The sequence below is a fragment of the Nocardia yunnanensis genome, from assembly GCF_003626895.1.
In the GTDB taxonomy this organism is placed as follows: domain Bacteria; phylum Actinomycetota; class Actinomycetes; order Mycobacteriales; family Mycobacteriaceae; genus Nocardia; species Nocardia yunnanensis.
Genome location: NZ_CP032568.1, coordinates 1,639,103 through 1,661,298, shown reverse-complemented (window position 1 = coordinate 1,661,298; position 22,196 = coordinate 1,639,103). Strand labels below are relative to the sequence as shown.

Annotated in this window: 21 protein-coding genes; 12 read left to right on the top strand and 9 right to left on the bottom strand. The window is 68.8% G+C overall.

Annotation, left to right across the window (positions count from 1 at the left end; all coding sequences use genetic code 11):
* Nucleotides 1–16: 16 nt before the first annotated feature.
* The 8 genes from D7D52_RS07605 (at nucleotide 17) to D7D52_RS07570 (ending at nucleotide 9,633) form a co-directional block, all read left to right on the top strand.
* Nucleotides 17–1,393 carry a hypothetical protein gene (locus tag D7D52_RS07605; protein ID WP_120735673.1) on the top strand — a complete coding sequence of 459 codons (1,377 nt, stop codon included), beginning with the start codon at nucleotides 17–19 and terminating at the stop codon, nucleotides 1,391–1,393.
* On the top strand, nucleotides 1,384–2,685 hold the full coding sequence (locus D7D52_RS07600; RefSeq protein WP_120735672.1) for a Wzz/FepE/Etk N-terminal domain-containing protein: 1,302 nt from the start codon (nucleotides 1,384–1,386) through the stop codon (nucleotides 2,683–2,685). The genes D7D52_RS07605 and D7D52_RS07600 overlap by 10 nt, the downstream gene beginning before the upstream one ends.
* A gap of 77 nt (nucleotides 2,686–2,762) precedes the next feature.
* Nucleotides 2,763–4,088, top strand: a complete 1,326-nt coding sequence (locus D7D52_RS07595) for a glycosyl hydrolase family 28-related protein (protein WP_120743897.1) — start codon at nucleotides 2,763–2,765, stop codon at nucleotides 4,086–4,088.
* Nucleotides 4,085–5,389 (top strand): GNAT family N-acetyltransferase, encoded by a 1,305-nt coding sequence (locus D7D52_RS07590; protein ID WP_162958205.1) that lies wholly within the window; start codon nucleotides 4,085–4,087, stop codon nucleotides 5,387–5,389. The genes D7D52_RS07595 and D7D52_RS07590 overlap by 4 nt, the downstream gene beginning before the upstream one ends.
* Complete coding sequence (locus D7D52_RS07585) at nucleotides 5,382–6,701, top strand: glutamate-1-semialdehyde 2,1-aminomutase (protein WP_120735670.1); 1,320 nt, start codon at nucleotides 5,382–5,384, stop codon at nucleotides 6,699–6,701. Before D7D52_RS07590 ends, D7D52_RS07585 begins: the two co-directional genes overlap by 8 nt.
* A 40-nt stretch (nucleotides 6,702–6,741) precedes the next feature.
* Nucleotides 6,742–7,968 carry a glycosyltransferase gene (locus D7D52_RS07580; protein ID WP_120735669.1) on the top strand — a complete coding sequence of 409 codons (1,227 nt, stop codon included), beginning with the start codon at nucleotides 6,742–6,744 and terminating at the stop codon, nucleotides 7,966–7,968.
* Between the two features lie 53 nt (nucleotides 7,969–8,021).
* Nucleotides 8,022–8,759: an SDR family NAD(P)-dependent oxidoreductase gene (locus D7D52_RS07575; RefSeq protein ID WP_120735668.1), complete on the top strand. Its 738-nt coding sequence runs from the start codon at nucleotides 8,022–8,024 to the stop codon at nucleotides 8,757–8,759.
* Nucleotides 8,760–8,772: 13 nt separating this feature from the next.
* Nucleotides 8,773–9,633 (top strand): amidohydrolase family protein, encoded by an 861-nt coding sequence (locus D7D52_RS07570; RefSeq protein WP_120735667.1) that lies wholly within the window; start codon nucleotides 8,773–8,775, stop codon nucleotides 9,631–9,633.
* A 46-nt stretch (nucleotides 9,634–9,679) separates the two neighbouring features.
* Here the strand turns inward: D7D52_RS07570 and infA are convergent, their stop codons facing one another.
* Together infA and D7D52_RS07560 are read right to left on the bottom strand one after the other, a co-directional pair.
* Entirely contained in the window at nucleotides 9,680–9,904 is a 225-nt protein-coding gene (gene infA, locus D7D52_RS07565; protein WP_120735666.1) for a translation initiation factor IF-1, read from the bottom strand.
* Complete coding sequence (locus D7D52_RS07560; RefSeq protein ID WP_120735665.1) at nucleotides 9,901–10,701, bottom strand: GNAT family N-acetyltransferase; 801 nt, start codon at nucleotides 10,699–10,701, stop codon at nucleotides 9,901–9,903. The genes infA and D7D52_RS07560 overlap by 4 nt, the downstream gene beginning before the upstream one ends.
* A 17-nt stretch (nucleotides 10,702–10,718) precedes the next feature.
* On the opposite strand from D7D52_RS07560, the gene D7D52_RS07555 reads away from it, so the two are divergent.
* On the top strand, nucleotides 10,719–11,618 hold the full coding sequence (locus D7D52_RS07555; RefSeq protein WP_342775251.1) for a carboxylesterase family protein: 900 nt from the start codon (nucleotides 10,719–10,721) through the stop codon (nucleotides 11,616–11,618).
* Between the two features lie 9 nt (nucleotides 11,619–11,627).
* Here the strand turns inward: D7D52_RS07555 and D7D52_RS07550 are convergent, their stop codons facing one another.
* Nucleotides 11,628–12,128 carry a methyltransferase family protein gene (locus D7D52_RS07550; protein WP_120735663.1) on the bottom strand — a complete coding sequence of 167 codons (501 nt, stop codon included), beginning with the start codon at nucleotides 12,126–12,128 and terminating at the stop codon, nucleotides 11,628–11,630.
* A 488-nt stretch (nucleotides 12,129–12,616) separates the two neighbouring features.
* On the opposite strand from D7D52_RS07550, the gene D7D52_RS07545 reads away from it, so the two are divergent.
* Nucleotides 12,617–14,692: an SDR family oxidoreductase gene (locus tag D7D52_RS07545; RefSeq protein WP_120735662.1), complete on the top strand. Its 2,076-nt coding sequence runs from the start codon at nucleotides 12,617–12,619 to the stop codon at nucleotides 14,690–14,692.
* A 207-nt stretch (nucleotides 14,693–14,899) separates the two neighbouring features.
* Here the strand turns inward: D7D52_RS07545 and D7D52_RS07540 are convergent, their stop codons facing one another.
* Nucleotides 14,900–15,550 carry a cutinase family protein gene (locus D7D52_RS07540; RefSeq protein WP_120735661.1) on the bottom strand — a complete coding sequence of 217 codons (651 nt, stop codon included), beginning with the start codon at nucleotides 15,548–15,550 and terminating at the stop codon, nucleotides 14,900–14,902.
* Nucleotides 15,551–15,815: 265 nt separating this feature from the next.
* Between D7D52_RS07540 and D7D52_RS07535 the strand changes: the two genes are divergently transcribed.
* Nucleotides 15,816–17,219, top strand: a complete 1,404-nt coding sequence (locus D7D52_RS07535) for a WS/DGAT/MGAT family O-acyltransferase (protein WP_120735660.1) — start codon at nucleotides 15,816–15,818, stop codon at nucleotides 17,217–17,219.
* A 1-nt stretch (nucleotide 17,220) separates the two neighbouring features.
* Here the strand turns inward: D7D52_RS07535 and D7D52_RS07530 are convergent, their stop codons facing one another.
* On the bottom strand, nucleotides 17,221–18,141 hold the full coding sequence (locus tag D7D52_RS07530) for an alpha/beta fold hydrolase (protein ID WP_120735659.1): 921 nt from the start codon (nucleotides 18,139–18,141) through the stop codon (nucleotides 17,221–17,223).
* A gap of 108 nt (nucleotides 18,142–18,249) precedes the next feature.
* Nucleotides 18,250–19,152 (bottom strand): expansin EXLX1 family cellulose-binding protein, encoded by a 903-nt coding sequence (locus tag D7D52_RS37630; protein ID WP_162958204.1) that lies wholly within the window; start codon nucleotides 19,150–19,152, stop codon nucleotides 18,250–18,252.
* A 252-nt stretch (nucleotides 19,153–19,404) separates the two neighbouring features.
* Here D7D52_RS37630 and D7D52_RS07515 point away from each other — a divergent pair, with 252 nt between their 5' ends.
* On the top strand, nucleotides 19,405–20,262 hold the full coding sequence (locus D7D52_RS07515; protein WP_120735656.1) for a cyclopropane mycolic acid synthase family methyltransferase: 858 nt from the start codon (nucleotides 19,405–19,407) through the stop codon (nucleotides 20,260–20,262).
* Here D7D52_RS07515 and D7D52_RS07510 read toward each other — a convergent pair.
* The 3 genes from D7D52_RS07510 to D7D52_RS37620 all read right to left on the bottom strand — a co-directional run bounded on the left by D7D52_RS07510 (nucleotide 20,246) and on the right by D7D52_RS37620 (nucleotide 22,196).
* Nucleotides 20,246–20,890, bottom strand: a complete 645-nt coding sequence (locus D7D52_RS07510) for a TetR/AcrR family transcriptional regulator (protein ID WP_162958203.1) — start codon at nucleotides 20,888–20,890, stop codon at nucleotides 20,246–20,248. The two genes, D7D52_RS07515 and D7D52_RS07510, sit on opposite strands and share 17 nt — an antisense overlap.
* On the bottom strand, nucleotides 20,887–21,471 hold the full coding sequence (locus tag D7D52_RS37625) for a TetR/AcrR family transcriptional regulator (RefSeq protein WP_281279222.1): 585 nt from the start codon (nucleotides 21,469–21,471) through the stop codon (nucleotides 20,887–20,889). Before D7D52_RS37625 ends, D7D52_RS07510 begins: the two co-directional genes overlap by 4 nt.
* Before the next feature lie 80 nt (nucleotides 21,472–21,551).
* Nucleotides 21,552–22,196, bottom strand: coding sequence for a hypothetical protein (locus tag D7D52_RS37620; protein WP_162958201.1), 645 nt, complete (start codon nucleotides 22,194–22,196; stop codon nucleotides 21,552–21,554).

Here is a 22,196-nt window from a genome sequence, read left to right as displayed (position 1 = left end):
GGGTGATGGGAGAGTGATGGCCCCCGCACAGATCGCCGTATTCCTCGTCGCCGCCGCGCTGGCGACGATCGTCGTGGCCGCGATGTACCTGCCCGGTGTCGCCCGGGTGTTCCTGATCGCGCAGGCCGCGCATTGGTCGCTGTCGTATGTCGCGCGGCCGGTGGTGCTGCTGTGGGTGCGGCCGGTGCCGAGTTTCGGTGACAATGTGCCGGATCCGCGCCTCTACGAGTACGGCTACGACGGCGGCATCGCCGCGGTGCTGCAACCGGTGATCTTCGGACTGTGGGTCTACACCGGGCTGATCGTCGCCTACGTGCTGTGGGTGCGGCTGGGTCCGCGCGTGCGCACCCCGCGCGTCGCGCCCTTCGCGGGCGACCCGGTGTTCCAGCAGACCTTGTTCCTGCTCTACGGCATCGGCACCCTGGGCCGGCTGGCCGCCTACGCCACCGGCACCACCGGCAAGGCGGGCGAGCTGGAGAGCCCCAACCCGCTGATCAACCTGGTCACCATTCTGGCCACGCTCGGCGCGGTCGGCCTGATCGTGTTCTACCGCAACGATTCCGGCCGCCACACCGCGCTGGTGGTCGGCGCGCTGACCTGCGGCGAGCTGGTGTGGACGGCCACCGTGCAGTCCAAGACGCCGATCATGGGCGCGGCGCTGGCCATCGCGGTGCGCTTCGCCATGACCGGCTGGACGCGACGCAATGTGATCGGCGTGCTGAGCATCATCGCCGTCGCCCTCGGCGGATTCGGCTGGCTGCAGTCGCTCAAGACCGACGCCGCCGCCAAAGCCGATGCGGCACAGGTGGACGCGCAGTACCCGGCCGTCGTGCAGCCGTTCCTGAGCATGCTGCGCCGCTTCGACCTGCTCGAAGCCGCCACCGACGCCTGGTTCGCCGGACCCAGTTCCTGGCTGACGCCCGGCGAGGTGCTGCGGCACTCCTACCAGTCCCTGATCCCGACCCAGCTGCTGGGCGCGGAGAAGTTCCGCTCCGGCGCCGCCTGGGCCGAGCAGGTGCGCGGCCGCTCGGTGGACATGTCGACGGTGGAGGTATCGCTGGCCGAGGGCAATATCAACGAGGGCTATGTGCTCGGCGGCTATCTCGGGGTGGCGGTGGGCGTCGCCATCACCTTCGTGCTGCTGCTGATCTGGATTCATTCCCTCTACAGCAAATATCTCGCCATCGCGATTCTGGGCCTGTCGGTGATCGAGGTGCCGGTGCTGTTCGAGCGCGGCATCCTCGGCACCGTCGAGATGCTCGGCAAATACCTGCAGGCCGTGGTGCTGGCCTGGCTGGCGTATCTGGTCGTTGGTGAACTACGCAGACGGATGGAACAGCTGTCGGGGGCACCGGCGCCATCCGGGAAAACGAGGACGGCACAATGGGTTTGATCGACTACTGGCGGCTGCTGCGGCGGCGCTGGCCGATTATCGTCGCCGCGGTGGTGATCTGCGCGGGGGCGGCGTACGGCTACGCGGGCACCCTGCCGACGACGTACACGGCCTCGAGTTCGGTGTACGTCTCCATGGCGACCGGCACCTCGGTCAACGACTCCTATCAGGGCGGGCTGGCCGCCCAGCAGCGCGTGCGCTCGTATGTGGATCTGGCCAACAGCGTCACCGTCGCCACCTACGTGCACGATCAGCTGGGGCTCAAGACCTCGGTGGACGATCTGCGCGGACGCATCAGCGCGGTGTCGCCACCGGCCACCACGATCATCGTCATCTCGGTGACCGACTCGACCGCCACGGGGGCGCGCACGCTCACCGACGAGGTGGTGTCGCAATTCCGGGCGCTGGTGTCACGGCTCGAGGTGATCCAGACCGATGCCGCGCCGGCCGCGCGCGCCGAGGTCATCGACAAGGCGCAGACGCCCAGCCAGCCCAGCGGGCCGCAGAAGAAGCGGTACTACATCCTGGGCGTGCTGGCCGGTCTGGTGCTGGGTCTGGGCGCGGCGCTGCTGCGCGACAAGCTCGACAAGCGGGTGCGCACCTCCACCGAGCTGGAAGCCTTTCTGCCGGTGCCGATTCTGGGCATCGTGGACGACGGGCGGCCCGGCGCGGCGGGTGAGCTGCGGCGGCTGCGGACCCGGCTCACCGAGGATCCCGAACTGGTCAGCCTGCTGGTGACGTCCCTGTCGCCCAGCTCCGAACCGGACGTGGCGATCGGGCTGGCGCGCACATTCGCCGACACCGGGGCGCGGGTGGTGCTGGTGGACGCGGACTCCACCGGGCACGGCTCGACCCGGCGCAGCCCCGCGGCCGCGGCGGCGGGGCTGTCGGAACTGTTGCGCAACAACACCTCCCCCACCGCCAGCGTGCTGGCGTGGCCGGAGGTGGGCATCAATGTGCTCGGCCTGGGCGGGATGGATTTCCGCACCCCGGATCTGCTGGACTCCGAGCGGTTCAGCGACATCATCTCCAAGCTGCGCACCGAATTCGACCACATCATCATCGAGGCCGCGCCGGTCACCGCCGCCGCGGACGCCATCGCGCTGGCGCGGCGCTGCGACGCCACCATCGGGGTCATCGAGTTGGGGCAGACCACCTCCAGCCAGGTGCGCGGGGCACTGGCCACCTTCGGCGCCGACAACAAGCGCATGATCGGCACGGTGGTGTTCTCCCGACCGCCCAAGACGCTGGGTCAGCTGGTGAAGCAGCCGCTGAACCTGGTGAAGCGGTGATCGAGGGGCACGGGGGGACAGACGAGCACGGGGACAACGCGGACACTCGGCGCGAGGTCGCGGTCCGGCGGCGGCGACTGCTGGCCGCCGGGCTCGGGGCGGCGGCCATCCTGCCGGTCGCGGCGGCCTGCGCGAGCGGGGATTCCGGTGGGTCGCCGTTTCGTTCACCGCATGTCACCGATCAGCCGTCGGCACGCAATGTGAAGGATTTCGGGGCGGTCGGGGACGGCAAGGCCGACGACACCGACGCGTTCGCGGCGGCCGCCAACGTGGGCGACACGCCGCTGGTGCTCTACGTGCCGTCGGGACAGTATTCGCTCAAACGCTTTCCGGCCCTGTCGGATTACGCGACCGTGCTGGGCGACGGGGCCGATGTCACGCTGATCAACTATGACGGTGACGACACCTTCATCAGCCTGCAGCGCAAGCAGCGGGTCCGGTTCTCGCGGCTTGGTTTTTACTTCTCCGGGGCCAAGGCCACCGCGGTGCGGCTGTCGAATTGCTTTCGCTGCACCTTCGATTCGGTGGTGCTGCGCGGCAACCATCTCAGCGAGAACGCGCCCAAGTTCGTCGAGCAGCGCGGGCTGGTGCTGGATCAGAACACCGGCGGGACCACCGTCATCAATTCCGATATCAACAATTTCGGCTACGGGATCGTCACCTCCTGCATCCAGAACTATGTGACGGCCTCCAAGCTGACCAACAATCACATCGGGGTGCTGGGCACCGGCGGCGACCACAATGCCGGATTGGCCTTGGCCAATGTGGAATTCGTGTCCGACAACGATCCGCGGACCACGGATCGGCACGTGGTGGTGGACGGACCGGCCAACGACTGGTGGCTGACCAACGTGTGGTTCGAGGGCGCCGACACCGCGCTGTCGATCGGCGGGCCGGGCGGCGGGCCCGCGCAGTTCGGGCTGGTCAACTGCAAGGTCGCGGCGCGCAAGGTCTGCCTGGACCTGATCCACTGCCGGCAGCCGTATCTGGCCAACGTGCAGTTCGATCCGGATCTGGACGCGCCGCCCATCGAGATCCGGGTGGATCCCAAGGGGGCCGCCGAGGGCACCGCCATCAACCTCATCTCCGGATCGTTCGACGATGTGGATCCCAAGTCCTTTCCGGACGGATGGCATGTGATCGGGCGGGGGGCCATTCACGGGGCGCGTTTCGCCGGGACGACCGTCGCCCAGGCCACCCAGCCCGACGCCGACATCCTGCAGGTGCAGGATCGCGACGGGACGGTGCTGGCGGCCGTATTGAACAGTGGTGCTTATCTTTCCGATCGCAGCGAAGGGGGAATCGTGATGAAGGATTCGGCGGGCGGCTATTGGCGGTTGTCGGTGGGGACGGACGGTGCGGTCAAGACCTCGTCGCTGGGCAAGCAGCGACCGCACTCGTGACCGGCGGCATCACACTGCCGCGGCGCGGGCCGCGTTTGGGGCCCGCGCGGCTGCACGGCAGCACGCTGGTGCTGCGGCCGCCGCGCTACGCGGACTTCCCGCAGTGGCAGCGGTTGCGGCTGCGGGATCGGGCCGTGTTGGAACCGTTCTGGCACACCTCGGCGCTGGACTGGGACGCGCGGCACAACGAGAAGGCTTGGGTGCGTGAATGTCTCGAGGCCGCGACCACCGCACGCACGGGGCGGCGCTTCGCCACCGTCATCGAGATCGACGGGCGGTTCGCGGGGCAGGTCGAGATCGGCAATATCGACGCCCAGGCCCGGCAGGGCGAGATGGGCATCTGGATCGACGCCCGCACGGCCCGGCACGGGTTCGGCGGGATCGCGGCCGGGCTGATCCTCGACTTCGCCTTCGACCGGCTCGGGCTGGAGCGGGTCATCGCGCCCATCTCGCCCGGGAACGCGGCGGCGACCAACGGGGCCAAGCAGATCGGCTTCGTGCGCGAGGGGCGGATGAGCCTGCACTTCCATGTGGGCGGGGCGCGGGCCGACCACGATCTGTGGGCGATGACGCGGGTCGAGATGCCGGCCACCGGTTTCACCCGCATGTGGATCGAGCGCAGCCTCGCGCACGCGAGCGCGCCGCAACCGCATCGGGACGCCGCGATCGCATCCGACCGAACGCCCAGTGCCGCAACGATCGCGGGGGTGCTGGCGCGGTATCGGGCCGGGCAGCTGTGGCGGGCAGGACGGCAACTGGTGCCCGCGCGTCCGGTCACTCTGCGGCTGCCCGGCGAGCCGCGGGCGGTGCTGCGCAGCCTGCGCCCCGCCGATCTGGCTGGGTCCACGGCGCGTAACGGCGTGCCCGGGCTCGGCGACGTGCTCGGTAGCACCGGACCGGCCCGGTGGCGTGAATTCGCCCGGGGCGCAGCGGGAGTCCGCTCCCCCGCCGGTCTGCTGCTGGTCCTCGACGTCGAGGGCCGCGATGCCGGGTACGCCCGGCTGTTCGATCTCGACATGTTCGATCGCAATGCCCGGATGCAACTCCGGGCAGATCCCGCCCTCGCCGACGACGGTGTCCGCCTGGCGGCGACCAGGGCCCTGCTGGCCTACGCCTTCGGGACCCTGGGACTGTTCCGCGTGTTCACGGCCATCCCGGCCGGGGATACCGCATCGGCCGCGGTCGCCGCCCGGGCGGGACTGCACAAGGAGGCAACCATGCGCAGCTACACCGGAATCGACGGGAGGCACGGCGACCACGAGCTGTGGGCCGTCACCGCCGGAGGTGATCGCAATGCGTGATCATCGGCGCAGCAACGCATTACAGGCCCGGCTGCACGAGATCGTGCCGGGCGGGGCGCACACGTACGCGCGCGGCGCGGACCAGTACCCCGAGGACATGGCCCCGATCCTGGTGCGCGGCAGCGGCGCCCGGGTGTGGGACGCGGACGGCAACGAGTATGTCGAATACGGGATGGGGTTGCGGTCGGTCACCCTGGGCCACGGATACCGGCCCGTGGTGGACGCGGTCGCGCGCACCATCGCCGACGGCGTCAACTTCTCGCGGCCGACCGCGCTGGAAGTGGCCGCGGCCGAGGACTTCCTGAGCCTGGTGCCGGGCGCGGACATGGTGAAGTTCGCCAAGAACGGGTCCGACACCACCACCGCGGCGGTGCGGCTGGCGCGCGCGGTGACCGGGCGCGAGACGGTGGCGGTCTGTGATCAGCCGTTCTTCTCGGTGGACGACTGGTTCATCGGGACCACCGAGATGAACGCCGGGATTCCGGCGGTGACGACGGCACGATTCCGCTACAACGACCTGAAATCGCTGGAAACGGTGTTGCGCGACACCGAGATCGCGTGCGTGTTCCTCGAACAGGCCACGGCCCTGGCCGAACCCGCGCCCGGATTCCTGGAAGGTGTTCGCGCGCTGTGTGATCGCTTTGGCGCGCTGCTCGTCTTCGATGAGATGATCACCGGATTTCGCTGGTCCGCCGGTGGGGCGCAACGGATCTACGGTGTGGTGCCCGACCTGTCGTGCTGGGGCAAGGCGATGGCCAACGGGTTCCCGCTGTCGGCGCTGGCGGGCAAGCGGGAGTACATGGAGTACGGCGGCTTGCGCACCGACGCCGACCGGGTGTTCCTGCTGTCGACCACGCACGGTCCCGAAACCGCGTCGCTGGCGGCCTTCCGGGCCGTGGTCGAGACCTATCGGAGCTCCGATCCCGTTGCGCGCATGGAGGATTCCGGTCGACGCCTGGCGGCCGGGGTCAACGCCCTCGCGGCCGATCTCGGTATCGCCGAGTATCTGGAGGTGGCCGGGCGTGCGTCGTGCCTGGTGTTCCTCACCCGCGACCCGCAGGGGCAGCCGTCGCAGCCCTACCGCACCCTGTTCCTCCAGGAACTGCTCGATCACGGGGTGCTGGGCCAATCCTTCGTCAACTCCGCCGCCCACACCGACGCCGATATCGATGACACCGTCGACGCCTGCCAATCGGCGGCCAAGACCTACCGCAAGGCTCTCGAGCAGGGCACGGTGGACGGTCTGCTCACCGGCCGCCCGGTGGCTCCCGCCCTGCGCCGCAAGGCCGCCCCGCGCCGGCTGCCCGGCTGAACCGCCCGTCTTCTCTCACCGCCCGGCCCAGGAGTAACTCATGCCCGCATCCCGCATCGCACTGGTACACGAGCGGTTCACCGAATACGGCGGCTCCGAGGCCGTGGTCGCCGAATTCATGAAAACCTGGCCCGGCGCACCGGTTTTCGCGCCCCTGGCCGACGAGCCGACCACGCGCGCATTGCTCACGGCGGCGGGGATCGACCCTGCAGGCGCGGAAGGGCTGCGCGATGGCGCGTCTCGCCTCACTCGTCCTGGCGGCAGCCTGGGCACGGCGCCCGGCGAAACCAAGTGGTCTCCAAGCGATTTCGTTCGGGATACCTGGCTCTCCCGCGCATACGAGCTGACGGGGCGGCGCTCGCATGCGCCGCTGCTGCCGTTCGTGCCACGGGCCCTGCGGGGGCTGCCACTCGGGGACGACTACGACGCAGTCGTGGTGAGTCATCACGCGTTCGCCACGCAGGCCGTCTTCGCCACCGGCGCACCGGTGATCGCGTATGTGCACAGTCCGGCGCGGTGGGCGTGGGATCCGGCGTTTCGGGCGCGCGAGGCGGGCGGGCGCGTGGGACAGGGGATTCTGACGGCGCTGGGGGCGCTGGCGCGGCGGGGCGAGTTGCGTGCCGCGCCGCGACTGGCGCACGTGGTGGCCAATTCGCAGGCGGTGGCGGATCGGGTGCGCGAATGGTGGGGATTGCCCGCTTCGGTGGTGAATCCGCCTGTGCGAGTCGAGCGTTTCGCATTGGATACCAGTATCGCGCGCGAGGACTTCTTCCTGTTCGCGGGACGGCTGGTGCCCTACAAGCGGCCCGATCTCGCCATTCGCGCCGCCCAGCGGGCCGGGGTCCGGCTGGTGATCCTCGGCGACGGCCGCTACCGCAAGCAGCTCGAGGCCCTGGCCGGGCCGGAGACCACCTTCCTCGGCGCGGCCTCCGACGATGTGCTGCAGGACATGTACCGCCGCTGCCGGGCCCTGCTCATACCCGGCGTGGAGGATTTCGGCATCGTGCCGGTGGAGGCGATGGCCTGTGGCGCACCGGTGCTCGCGGTCGGCGCGGGCGGCGCGCTCGACACCGTGGTGCCGGGCATCTCCGGGGAGCATCTCCCGGCCGGGTCCGACGATGTCGTGATCGCCGGATTTGCCGGTCTGATGTGGGATTTCGATCCGGCCGCGTATCACGCCGAGACCATCCGCAAGCATGCCGTCAGCTTCGCTCCGGAGGCATTCCGGGCCCGAATAGCGGACATTGTCTCGCGCAATTGCCGTTGAACCGCTATTGATTGAATCCGAGCGGATTCGAGCACAGCGGAACAGGTGAAGCAGTGGGTGGTGTCGGGGTGTCCGGCGCGCTGGTGACCGGTGGGGCGGGGGATGTCGGACGGGCGGTGGCGCGCCGCCTGGTCGACGCGGGGCAGACGGTGTGGCTGGCCGATGTCGACGCCGACGCGGCCGCGGCGTACGCGACCGAACTCGGGACGAGCGCGGCCGCACTGGAATTGGATCTCACCAGCGAGCGCAGCATCGAGGCGGCCGCGCGCGTGCTGCACGGCCGCGTCTCGACCGTCGTGCACTGCGCCGGGGTGGCGGTGGTGGAACCGTTCCTCGACTCCGGCACGCTGGCCTGGGATCTCATGTTCCAGGTGAATCTGCGCGGGCCGATGCGCCTGACCCAGCTGTTGCTGCCCGGCATGCTCGATGCCGAGCGGGCGCGCATCGTGTTCGTCGCCTCCGACGGGGCGCGGGCGGGGGCCTCCGGCGAAACCGTCTACGCCGCATCGAAATCCGGGCTCTTCGGGTTCGCCAAGTCGCTGGCCCGCGAGGTGGCGCGGCGGGGCGTCACCGTCAATGTCGTCTGCCCGGGACCGCTGGAGGGCCGCATGGTCGCCCGGGCCATGGCCGATCACCGCGACACCCTCGCCGCGCTGGAGAAAGCCATCCCCCTCAAACGGCTGGGCCGGCCCGACGAAGTAGCCTCCCTCATCGCATGGCTGGCAAGCCCCGACGCCAGCTACATCACCGGCCAGCTGATCAGCGTCAGCGGCGGCATCACCATGGTTTAGAGGAGTTGCCACAATGCCCACCACGCCCATCGTCGATGCCCACATGCACCTGTGGGATACCAGCGCGCACGCCTGGTACCCGGGTCTAGCGCGCTTCGCCGAGGCCGGAAAACCCGAGATCGCCCGCGATTTCCTGCTCGCGGACTTCGACCGCGGCCTCGACGGCATCGAGGTGTCGGGGCTGGTGCACGTCTCGGCCACCACCGCACCCCACGCGTACCTGGACGAGACTCGGTGGGCGAACGAGATCGCGGCCGCCGGCGCGCGGCCGTTCGCGCTCGTCGGCGCGGTCGACGCGGCGCTGCCCGCCGCCGACATGGTCGCCCATCTCGAGGAGCAGGCGCGCCTCGAGCGCTTCCGGGGCGTGCGGGTCTTCGAGGGTCTCGTACCCGGCACGCCCGCGGCCGACACGCTCGCCCGCTGGCTGCAGGATCGCGACGCCGTGCTCGACCTGGTGGCGCGGCCCGGCGAAATCCTGGATTGGATCGACTTTCTGGCCGGGTATCCGGATCTGCGTGTGGTCCTCGAACATCTCGGCTTCCCCGAGGGCCGCTCCGCGGCCAAGAAGTCCGCGTGGCACAATGCGATCTCCTTGGCGGCCAAGGAAACCCAGTGGCTGTGCAAGCTCTCCGGATTCGGCCTGATCTGTCCCGATCTGTCCTGGCCCGCCCTCGAGTACTGGCTGGAGTCGAGTGTGTCGCTGTGGGGCTGGCGACGGCTGATGTTCGCCTCCAACATGCCGGTCGACTCGATGGCGGGCAGCTACCGCGAGCTGATCACCGCCGTCGATCACATCGTCGGCACCGACGCCACCGACCAGGAAGCCGATTTCTTCTATCGCGGCAACGCCCTCGACACCTACCGGCCGAGTTAGCCGCGGCAGCCGGCGACCGGCAGCGGCCGGTCGCCGGTGTCGACCGTTATGTCCTGTACCTGAACAGGATTCGGCCCCGGGTGAGGTCGTAGGGGCTCAGTTCCACCAGCACCCGATCCTCGGGGACTATCTTGATGTAGTTCCTGCGGATCTTGCCGCTGATGTGGGCCAGAACCTCGTGGCCGTTGTGCAGCCGGACTGTGAAGGTGGCGTTGCGCAGGCAGTCCACCACGACGCCGTCGATTTCGATGCCTTTCCTTTCCTTGGTCATCGCAGCACCAGTTCCAGGTTGCTGCGCGTGCGGCGGGCACCGAGAGATTCGAACAAAGCCGTTGCGGCCGTGTTGGATTCGGTGATCTCCGCCGAGGCGAACTGCTTGCCCCGTGCGTGCAGGGCGCCGAGGGTGTGGGCCAGCATGGCGCGGGCGATGCCGCGACGCTGCTGGTCGCCGCGGACGGCGATCAGGCCCAGACGTGGCAGCCGGGCGGCCTCCACGATGCGCAGCAGTCCCACGTAGCGGTCGGATTGTGCGGCCGCCACGTATTTCGAGACGTCCACGATCGTGTCTCCATCGCGGCCGCGCAGGTTCTCGACGGGCATGGTGTGCCAGCCCGCGCCCGCCTCGACCTCGTCGCGAATGATCCGGTCCACCACGCGCAGCGGAGCTTCCACGGCGCAGCCGGCAGGGACGATGGTGATGTCGGCCGGCGGCCTGACGTCCGCGAGTCCGGTGACCGCGGGATCGGTCGCCACCAGGTACTCCCATTCCCGCCGGTGTACCGCGAAACCGGCACTCTCCCAACACGACAGCAGCTCGCCATCGTACTCGTCGACCACGGTATGCAGCGGCCTGCCCAGGCTGCCCAGCATGGCCGCCGCGATCCGCTCGAACACCGCCGCCCGCCCCCACGCGTCGATACTGACGAACAACCGCCCGTCGACCCGAGTAACGAGATCGCCGTACCCGACCACCAGATCGTGGTCCACGGCCTGCCATTGGGTCAGTCCGACCCGACTAACCTCGACGCCGGCGTTCCCCGCCCCCGAGGTGAATTCTGAAGTATGCATTGTCGTCGCCTTTCGGGATGCCTTCTCAGGCAGGCGCTCCCGGCGACACTCAGATCGATCGCCCATCCGTGACGACGAGAGGGAGCCCCCATTTCGCTGTCATGTACATGGGTCTCACCTCCTCGCCTGATGTCACGGTTCCCAGCAGGCTAACACCCGATCCTCGTTGTCCCGCAACCCATTTATCCGCCCCGCCCCGACAAACCCCTCGGCCATACTCGACTGTCATGCACCAAGGTGATGATCCCACTGTCCAGACCACCGCCGGACCGGTGCACGGGAGGTGGAAGCACCACGTCGCAGCGTTTCTCGGAATCCCCTATGCCGCAGCGCCGTTCGGTGCACTACGCTTTCGACCCCCGAAGCCCGCACAGCCTTGGCCCGGCGTGCGCGACGCCTCGACCTTCGGTCCCCCCGTACCGCAGGCATCCCATCGCGGCGCGGTGATGACAGCTATCCGGAGGAGAGTACGCGTAGGAGTTGGCGCGACCATGCCTTCGGCGTCCTTGGGCGAGACGTGGGCCACGGTCATGCCCGACACGGTCGAATGTGATGATCGTCTGATTCAATCCAGGTATACCAATTGGTATATTGGCGGTGTTTGCTGGGCGAGCCCGGATTGCTTGCCGGATCTGCGATCGACCCTGGCCGGACTACCTGGAGGGACGATGAAACGACTTCACATGATGTTTGCCGGTGTGCTCGCCGGGGCGGCGGTGAGCTTGCCCGGGGTGGTGAGTGCGGGGGCTGCGGCACCGGTCGCGGCTCAGTGTCATGAGGGCGATCGGGTGCCTACCGATGATCCCCGCACTTACGACTCATGCATTCACGACGAATGGGGCAACTTGCGGCAGTGTCCGCCGTTCACGGTGGTCACTCAGGCGCCGGATGGCGATGTCCGCTGCGTTCCGGCCTGAGGGCCGCGCTCACCGGCCGTTCCACGGGCGCAGCCGGGGAATCCAGGCCCGCACCCCGTCGCGATAGCGGTCGTAGTCGTCGCCGAATTGCCGTCGTAGCGTGGGCTCCTCGTAGAAGTGCACGAAAGCGGCCTGGCCGAGCGCGACGAGCAGGCCGTACCAGAGCAGGTCGGTGCGTCCCAGCAGCAGTCCCTGCCCCAGCACGATCGACACCACCGCCAGGTACATGGGATTGCGCACGTATCGGTTCGGGCCGCCGACCACCAGCTGCCGGGTCGGCGCGATCGGCGCGGGCGTCCCGCGCCCCTCGACGGCGAAGCGGACGATCGCGCCGATCAGGATCGGCAGGCTCGCCACGATCAGCAGCCCGCCCAGCACCCGCAGCGGAATGGCCGGCCACAGCTCGTGCGCGACCCGCCAGCGCGAGATGAGCAGCGGCAGCAGCCCGGCGACCGTGCCGGGCACCACCACGGTGAACAGCAGGCTGCCCCAGGCGGCGCGCGTGACCATGACTACTCCTCCGGCGAAATGCCTTGGGATGCATGATCGTAACCGCCGCGCGCGGCCTGCGGGGCGGTACCGGACGACGGTTCAGTTCGGCGCACGATCCAGAAATGCGGAATGCCGGCACTCGCGCCGGTAAGAAAGGACGCCGGCCGGCGCACCCGCTATCGACCAGTGATCAAACAAGTGAGCGCACGCTCAGGTCAAATGACCGATAGCTGATGAATTGCCGAGTGCGCCCGCGCGTTACACCAAACCCTTTGTTACACATACTAACTCGGATAGCCCCGTGGTGACCAGTCCCACAGCACCGAAATACCCATTCCGGTTGAACGCCCAACCGAGGATCCGTAAAGTTACTCACTAGTTAGGCACGAAGGTGTTCCTACCTCGGCCCGACATTCTGCTAGGGGGCCAATCACCGTCCGCATCCACCGACGCATGTCGGACGAACACCGTTGGGTACCAACAGGTTCGTAGTTAAGGAGGGGACGATGGTTTCGTACATCGTCACGGGCGGCACCGGATTCCTGGGCCGCCGCGTCATCGCCGCGCTGCTCGAGCGCGATCCGCACGCGGTCGTTCACGCACTGACCCGCGAGGCGTCGGTCGCCAAACTGCGTGAGCTGGCCGACGGCTGGGGGGCCGCCGACCGTGTCTTCCCGCTGGTCGGCGATCTGACCGCCCCCGGCCTGGGCCTGGTCGGCGGCTACGCCGAGGCGCCGCGCGCCGACCACGTCATCCACCTCGGCGCGGTCTACGACATGACCGCGCCCGAGGAAGTCACCTACGCCGCCAATGTGGCGGGCACCCGCGCGGTGATCGAGCTGGCGCTCGAGCTCGGCGCGGTGCTGCACCACGTGTCCTCGGTCGCCGTCGCCGGCGATCACCGGGGCAAGTTCTTCGAGGACGATTTCGACCTGGGCCAGGGTCTGCATTCGCCCTACCACCGCACCAAGTTCGAGGCCGAGAAGCTGGTGCGCGAGACCGCGGGCCTGCGCTGGCGGGTCTACCGCCCGGCCATCGTGGTCGGCGATTCCCGCACCGGCGAGATGGACAAGATCGACGGCCCGTACTACTTCTTCCCGGCCATCGCCGGGCTGGCGGCGCTGCCGTCGGAGCTGCCCATGCCGATCCCGGATCTGGGCGCCACCAATATCGTTCCGGTCGACTTCGTGGTCGACGCCATGGTCGAGCTGGTCAACAAGCCCGGCCTGATCGGGCGCACCTTCCACCTGACCAATCCGGAACCGCAGCCGTTCACCGAGATCTACAACGCGCTGGCGCGGGCGGCGGGCGCGCCCACCGCGATCGGCACGGTGCCGGGCTCGCACACCGCCCTGCACGCGCTCGGCGGCCTGCCGGGTGTGCCCGCGGTGCGGGATTTCCTGTTGGAGCGCTTCGGGATTCCACCCGAGGTCGCCCCGCACACCTCGTTCGAGTCGACCTTCGTCTCCGAGTCCACCCAGGCGCAGCTGCGCGGCAGCGGCATCGCGGTCCCGGCCTTCGACGACTACGCCGCGGCGCTGTGGCAGTACTGGCGCGCCAACCTGGACCCCGACCGCGCCCGCCGCGTGGCGGGTGACCGCCTGGGCGGCCGCATCGTGCTGATCACCGGCGCGTCCTCGGGTATCGGCCTGGCCACCGCGCACGCCGTCGCCCGCCGCGGCGCGACCGTGCTCATGGTGGCCCGCACCGAGGAGGATCTGACGGCCGCGGCCGCCGCGGTGCGCGCGGAAAGCGGTGCGGCGCAGGCGTACACGTGCGACATCACCGACGAGAAGTCGGTGGAGCTGCTGGTCAAGCAGGTGCTCGCCGACCACGGCCACGTCGACTACGTGGTCAACAACGCGGGCCGCTCGATTCGCCGTTCGGTGCTCAACTCCACCGACCGCATGCACGATTTCGAACGGACCATGGCGGTCAACTACTTCGGCGCGGTGCGGTTGATCCTGGCCCTGCTGCCGTCCATGCGGGAGCGTCGTTTCGGCCACTTCGTCAATATCTCCTCCATCGCCGTGCAGACCAAGGTGCCGCGCTTCGCGGCGTACGTGGCCAGCAAGTCGGCGCTGGACAACTTCAGCGAGATCGCCGCGGTCGAGAACGCCGATGCCGGAATCACCTTCACCTCGGTGCGCATGCCGCTGGTGCGCACCGCGATGATCGCGCCGACCGATCTGTACAAGTCGATCCCGGTGCACAGCCCGGATCAGGCCGCCGACATCGTGGTGCGCGCGCTCGAGCATCGCCCGAGCCGCATCGACACCCCGATCGGCACCTTCGCGCAGTTCGTCGACACGGTCATGCCGTCGGTGAAGCGGGCCATCCTGCACCAGGGCTTCCGGATGTTCGGCGAGTCCAAGGCCGCGCGCAGCGAGCGCCCGGTGGAGGTCCCGGCGGCGGAAACCGCCACGGCCACCACCGATTCCGCCGACGCCGCCGATGCTCCGGCCGGCAAACCGGAATCGCGCAGTCCGCTGCTGGCGCTGGCGCCGATCGTGCAGCCGCTGATGGGCCTGCCCGCCCCGGCCGCCCGCATCACCAACCGGATTCCCGGCCTGCACTGGTAATCCCCTCCCCCGCACCAGGATTCGGCCCGGCGTGAGACAGCACGCCGGACCGAATCCGGTTCGATATTCGCGGCCGGGGGTGGGCGGGAGCCCCTGGTGCCGTAACACCCGACGCCCCCTCCGGCCGCGAATATCAGGGCCCGGCCCCGGGGTTTCGCATTGTGCCCGGCGAAACCGCCCAGGGGCCCGGGCCCTCCCCTCCCCCGATCAGAGGTGCTCGGCCGCGAAGTTGGCCGCCGCCACCAGATCACTGCCGTAGGCCACATGCGCGTCGGCGTCGACGCCGGAGCCGCACACGGGATCGCCTCCGGTGCACCAGTCTCCGGTGCGCCACAGGAACGGGCCGGGCACACTCCAGCCCACCGCCCGCATGGGATCCCCGAACAGCAGCACCGCCGCGACCCGATCGCCGAGATAGTCCGGCAGCTGCACCCGTCCCGGATACCAGGACACCGCGCCGGTGCCCAGCGCCGTGTGCACGACGGCCGCGCCCTGCGAGTAGCCGACCAGGACGAACTCCTGGCCCGGGCAGGCGGCGGCCTGGGCGGTCAAGTGCGCCACCAGATCCGCGCTGCCCGCGCCCACGGCGAAGCCGTAGTCGGCGGGATAGTTCACGCGGTAGGCGCTCGCGGAGACGGGTAACCGATCCTGCAACATGCCGTAGAGCGGATCGCCGACCTCGTCGCCGAGCCACCCGGGTTCGCCTGTGCCCCTTGCCACTACGACGTCGACCGCGGTACACGAGTCCGCGTGCGCCGTCGACTGCGGCACGAACACCGTCGCCGCGATGGTCACCATCGCCGCGAGACCCCAAGCCGTACGCCATTTTCCAGGCAGCAATACCTTTCGGTCGCCCATTGTCCTCACCTCACGTCGTTGTGAGAAGTCCGGTGACTCTTGTCAGTGACTAGAGAACGATCACCGGGCCATGTGACCCAAGGTAGAACGAGCGGAAGGGGCGGCAACGAATTCTACTGGAGAGTCACCTGATTGGTACCCAACCGTTTCCCCCTGAAACTTGTTATCTACGTGCTATTTTGGGGCAACGGAACGGCATCGAAGCGGTGGCGGACCAACCCGCGAACCCCGCGCAAAATGGAACCAGTTCTCATACTGTGTTGGTATGGAACGACTTACCGGGCTCGACGCGAGCTTCCTCTATCTCGAAACGGACACCCAGCTGCTGCACGTCTGCGCAATGCTGATACTCGACCCCGCCACCGACGGGACGGAATTCGAGTACGGCGCCTTCAAGGCCGAACTCGGACGGCGGCTGCCCCTGATTCCCGCCATGACCCGGCGCGTGCATTTCGTGCCGTTCAATCTCGATCATCCGGTGTGGGTGGCGGATTCGGCCTTCGACCTCGACTATCACGTCCGCCGCCTGGCACTGCCGAGCGGTGCCGGCGACAAGGGCCTGGCCGAGCTGGCCGCCGACATCGCGGGACGACCGCTCGATCGCAGCCGGCCGCTGTGGGAGATGTGGGTGATCGAGGGGCTGCCCAACGGCAAGGTGGCGGTGCTGTCGAAATACCACCACGCCATCGTGGACGGCATCACCGGCACCAATATGATGATGCACCTGTGCGATATGGAGCCGGGCGTCACCTACGATCCGCCCGCGCCCGAAACCCTTGCCGCCGAACCCGAACCGAGCGATATCCAGCTGGCCGGCTCGGCGCTGCTGGGTTTGCCGGGCAAGCTCGGCATGGTCGGCATGGTGCCCAAGACCCTCGGCATTCTGGGCGGTCTGGTGCAGCGGCGGCGCGGCAGCGGAAACCGTGGGATGCCCTTGCCGTTCACCGCGCCGCGCACCCCGTTCAATCGGGCAATCACCCCGCATCGCTCCATCGCCTTCGTACAGACCGAGCTGTCGGATATCAAGGAGATAAAGACGGCCTTCGGAGTGAAGGTCAACGACGTGGTGCTGGCGGTCGTGGGCGGGGCGCTGCGCCGCTACCTCGAACGCCACGACGAACTGCCCGAAACCTCGCTGCTGGCCTCGGTTCCGGTGTCCACCCACGAGACCTCGCGCCACGACGCGGGCACCAACAAGGTCTCGACCATCTTCGCGCGGCTCTACACCGACCTCGAGGATCCGGTGGAGCGGGTGCTGGCCATCGCCGCGGACAATCGCGGCGCCAAGGAGGAGCACGATCTCATCGGCGCCGACTTCCTGCAGGACTGGGCGAAGTACGCCCCGCCCAACACCTTCCAGCTGGCCGCGCGCGCCTACTCGTCGTTCAAGCTGGCCGAACACCATCCGGTGGTGCACAACCTGGTGGTGTCGAACGTGCCCGGGCCCAACTTCCCCATGTACTTCCTGGGCGTGCGGGTGGCGTCGATGTATCCGTTCGGCCCGGTGTTCCACGGCGCGGGCCTGACGGCCACGGTGATCTCCAACAACGGGCATCTGGACTTCGGCTTCATCGCCTGCCGCGAACTGGTGCCCGACGTGGACGCGATCACCGACGCGGTACCCGAGGTGATCACCGAACTGCTGAAGGTCGCGCGCGAGAAGGCCTGAGCTACAACCGCTCCACCACCGATTGAACGGCCTCGAGGAACACCGGGACAAAGACGTCCGCCTCGAGTGCGCAGGCCGCGTGACCGGCCTTGGCGAGGAAGATCTCCGCTCCCGGAATCGCTTTCGCCATCTCCAGCTGGCGGTAGACGGGCAGCGCCCGATCCCGCGTGGTGATCACCACCGCCGTCGGTACCTTCAAGGTCGAGAGCCAGTCCGACGAATCGAAGCGTCCCAGCACCCCGAGTGCCTGGGCCAGAGCCCAGGCGCTGGTGGCCCGCAATTCCGTCATGGCCCAGCGATCCAGGCGACCCACCGGCCAGGAGTATTCCGGCAGCGTGGGCAGGCGGTCGCGGCGCAGTTCGGCACGCCGGAACGACCACTCCGAGAACAGCGCCGCCGTGGCCGCCCAGCCGCGATGGAAGGCGCGCTCGCGCCAGGTCTCCTGGAAGCGATAGGTGGTGGCGGCCAGCACCAGCCCGCCCACTCGATCGGGATGCCGGTGCGCGGTCAGCTGCGCGACCACCCCGCCCATGGAGTAGCCCGCGAGTATGGGCCGCGGCGCGCCCACCACGTCGGCGACCGCGACGACGTCGTCGGCCAGATCGTCGAGATCGAAACGCTCGGAACGGATTCCGTGTCCGTGCCAGCGCTGATCGAACAGCACCACGCGGTAGCGCTCGTTGAGTTCGCGCAGCGACGGGAACCAGTTGAGCATGGCGGTGGTGGCCATGCCGTGCAGCAGGATGACGGTCGGCGAATCCGGGGCGGGGCCCGCCAGATCCACGATGTAGGTGCGGCCGCGGCCGGGCAGTTCCACCATCTCGCCGTGCGGCACCTCGGTCAGCCGGGAGATGCGCGGGGACAGGCGGCGGCCGCGCCGCGACGGCGGGTGCGTGGTCGAATCCAAGCTGGGGTCAGTCATCGAAGGCCTCCCGGCACGCCGCCGGGCGGACCGCGAAGGACCACCTCGGCAGGTTGAAAGTGGAACACGTTTCACTCGATGATGCCATACCGGGCAGACGGCGGCCGCTCAGGGCTTGCAGCCCTCCGAGGGCGGCAGCACCGTGGTGACCACCACCGGGGCGGTCGGCGGGGGCGGCGTGGCCGGCGGTTCGGTGGGGATCTCGTAGAGGCGAATCCCGGTGTGGTGCAACGGTCCCGGGTCCATAGCGATGCCCGAGACGAAGGCGGCGTGGCCGTAGATGTCGGTGACCTCGGCGGTGAAGGGTCCCGCGCCCAGGCCCGAGAGGCTCCAGTAGTTGTCGTTGCCGCGGTGCAGGGGTACGAAGTCACCGCCGGCATCGGGGCGCAAGGACACTTGCGCGAGCGGATTTCCGCTGCCGGAGAACAGGATCGAGAACCAGCTGGGCGACGAGCTGGACTGGATCCGGTAGACGAGTTCGGGGGCTGGGTTGGGGTCGCGCACCGCCTCGAGGTGGATCTGCGCGACGCCCTCGGCGGTGTTGGCGATGGCCCCGAAAGCCGAACGGCTCAAATCGTATTGGTTGGGGCCGCAGCCGGGGCAGCGGTCGACGACCTCGGCGCGGACGCTGCCGAGCGGACCGTCGATGTCGAGGTAGGAGCCGCAGGGGGCGGACCCGCCGTAGCGGTCGGTCGGGACGCCGACGTAGTAGCCGTCCAGCGGCAGATCCGGCAGTGAGCAGGCCACCCCTTCACTGAACGCGTAAAACCGGGCCTCGCCCTGTTCCCGGGCCGGTTGCGACTCCAGGGTCTGAATCTGCTGGGGAGTAACCGAACTCGGGACCGGTGCGGGGGGAAGGGTGATGACGGTCGTGGTGGCGGTGGCGGCGTGGCAGCTCAGCGGCTGCGGCCGGATCCACCACGTGGCCAGCCCGACCACCACCAGTCCTGCCAGGATCGTCCACAGCCACGGCCTGCCGGTGTGGACCTCTTCGTGTCCGGTGCGGTGCATGGCCGGTCCCCAACCCTCCGAATTGTGTTTGCTGACGCTCGGAATTACGTTTGCTGACGCGATGCTGCCCGTCTCATCAGGAAAGCAGCCGACGCCGTCACGCCGGGGTCGAATCGGAAACTCGGACGGAAAAACACGGCGTGTTGCCGGTGTGTCCCGGGAGTAGAACCGGCGGCGGGTCCGGCACGTATGTCCTGGTGTCCAGACCGACATCGCCCCCCGGATGTCGGCCCGCCCCAGGAGAGTTCCGCCATGGCCCAGCTCGCGCCCTTCTACCGGCAGGTGCAATCCCACTACGACCTGTCCGACGACTTCTACGCCCTGTTCCTCGATCCCTCCATGACCTACAGTTGCGCGTTCTTCGAGCGGGCGGGCATGAGCCTGGAGGAGGCGCAGCACGCCAAGATCGACTTGGCGCTCGGCAAACTCGGGCTCGAACCCGGTATGACGCTGCTCGATATCGGCTGCGGCTGGGGCTCGACCATGATCCGCGCCGTGCTGACCTACGGGGTGCGCGTCATCGGACTCACCTTGAGCCGCAACCAGTTCGATCACGTGCGCACCCAGTTGAAGGAGCTCGGCATCAGCGAAGCCGAAGTGCGCCTGCAGGGTTGGGAGGAATTCGACGGCACCGCCGACCGTATCGTGAGCATCGGCGCGTTCGAGCATTTCCGCAAGGAACGCTACGGCGAGTTCTTCGCCCGCTGCCACCGCATGCTGCCCGCCGGGGGCCGGATGCTGCTGCACACCATCATCGGCCGCACCCTGGCCGAACTGCGCGCCGCCGACATTCCCGTCACCCGCGAGGACGCGCTGTTCCACATCTTCATGAAGCGCGAGATCTTCCCCGGCGGCCAACTGCCCCAACCCGATACGGTCACCGGCCACGCCGAACCGGCCGGCTTCCGCACCACCCGCATTCAGTCGCTGCGCCCCCACTACGCCCGCACCCTGGATCTCTGGGCCGAGTCACTGGCGGCCCACCACACCGAGGCGGTTCGTCTCACCTCCGAGGAGGTCTATCAGCGCTACCTCAAATATCTCACCGGCTGCGCCCACTACTTCCGCGCCGGCCACCTCGACGTCATGCAGTTCACGCTGCAGAAGTAGGCGGGCCGAGGGCGGTGCGCAGGAAGGCGATCAGTTCGGTGCGGACGCGGTCGGGGGTGAGGCCGTCCGAGCCGCCGCGCAGCGCGGACAGCAGGGCCGACACCAGCACCGACAGCAGCACCTCGCCGGCGATGTCGGGGTCCAGGTCGGCGGCGAGGAAACCCTGCGCGATGCCGCGGCGGATGGTGGCGACCGCCTGCGCGCCGTAGTCGCGGGCATTGCGCATGCAGCGCTGCAGCACTCGGTCGTCGATGGCGGAGGCTTCCAGCAGGAAGAAGTTGACCAGGCCGGGTTCGGTGGCGACCAGGTGATAGCAGCGGTCGACGACGCGGCCGTAGCGGGCGCAGAATTCGTCCAGGGTGGCGGGATCGTCGCTTTCCGGTCCGAGCAGCCGGGCCGACAGCAGCGTGAAGCAGTGGTCGATGACGGCGTCGAGGATGGCGCGCTTGTTGGCGAAGTAGTTGTAGAAGGTGCCGTGACTGACCCCGGCCGCGGCCACGATGTCGTCGACCCCGATGCCGCGGAAGCCCCGGGTGATCACGAGTTCGTAGGCGGCCGTGACCAATTGGTCACGGCGGCGTTCGGCTCGGGTGCGGCCCGTCGCACCGGCGGCGAGCGGCGGTGTCACGGCGGGCAGTCCGGCGGGCGCAGCGCCTTGTCCACGAGTCCGAACACCACCGTCATGCTGCGCGCCCGGATGGCGGGATTGCCCGCGCCCAGCAGTTCCCGCACGATCCACGGGCCGACCAGGGCGAGGATGGTGTGGCCCAGCACTTCCGGGTCGATATCGCGACGGATCCAACCTTCCTCCCTGCCACGTGTCAGTTCGCCCGCGATCAGCGACGCCGTCATCGCCTCCAGGCCGAAGAGCCGGTGCGACAGTTCGGGATCGATCGCGCCCGCCTCCACGACCAGCAGCCGCAGCAGCCGCGGTTCGCGGTCGAGCAGACTCCAGAGTCGTTCCACCGCCGCGCGCACCGCCGCCACCAGTTCCCCGACATCGTTCGCCGCGCCGAACACCAGCGGCAGCTCCATGGCCTCGATCACCTTCTCGTTGGCGAGATCGATGACGTGGTCGAGGATTTCGCGCTTGCTGCCGAAGTACCGGTACACCGTGCCCTGGCCGATGCCGGCGCGGGCGGCGACCTGGGAGATGGCGGTGGCCTCGTAGCCGTGGGCGGTGAACACCTCGAAGGCGGCGTCGACGATCTGCTGCCGCCGCCGGGCCGGGAGCTCGGATTGCGGCGGGCGGCCCAGGCGTTTCGCGGCCGCCGCGGGACGTCGCGAGGCTATTTCGCGGCCCCGCCCTTCACACCGAGATCCTTGGGGCCGTAGTCGGTGACCACCCAGTCGCCGCCGTTCTTGGCGACGGTCAGCACCAGCAGGTTCGGCACCGTCGCCGGGTCCTGCTGCTGGACGTTCTGGGTCTTCTGGGTGGCGTAGACGGTGACGGTGTACTGGTCGTTGCCCTTGGCCTCCACCGAGGTGCCGACCACCTCGCCGGTCGCCACCACCTGGGCGTCGGTCATGATCTTGGCGAGGGTGTCGTGGACCTGGGTGTAGCGGTCGCGCAACGCGTCCGAGGTGCCGCGTTGCACGCCGTCGAAGAAGGCGGGCAGGTTGCGGTAGTCGTAGGTGAGCGAGCGCAGGGTGTATTCCTTGGCGACCTCCGCGGCCCGATCCCGGTCGGACGCACTGGATTTCAGCGCCGTGTAGTCCTGCGAGGCGTGGTGCCAGCACACGCCCAGCACCACCGCGACGACCGCGAACACGGCGGCCACGGCCGCGGCGAGCGGGAACGCGCGTTCGCCGAAGCTCTTGGCGGGCAGCGGTTTCGGGTCCACGGCGGCGGAATCGCCGGTGTGCTCGACCGGATCCGGTGCGGCGGTCGACTCCAACTTGTCGGTGTCGGTGTCGGTGGCGGTGTCGGTCAT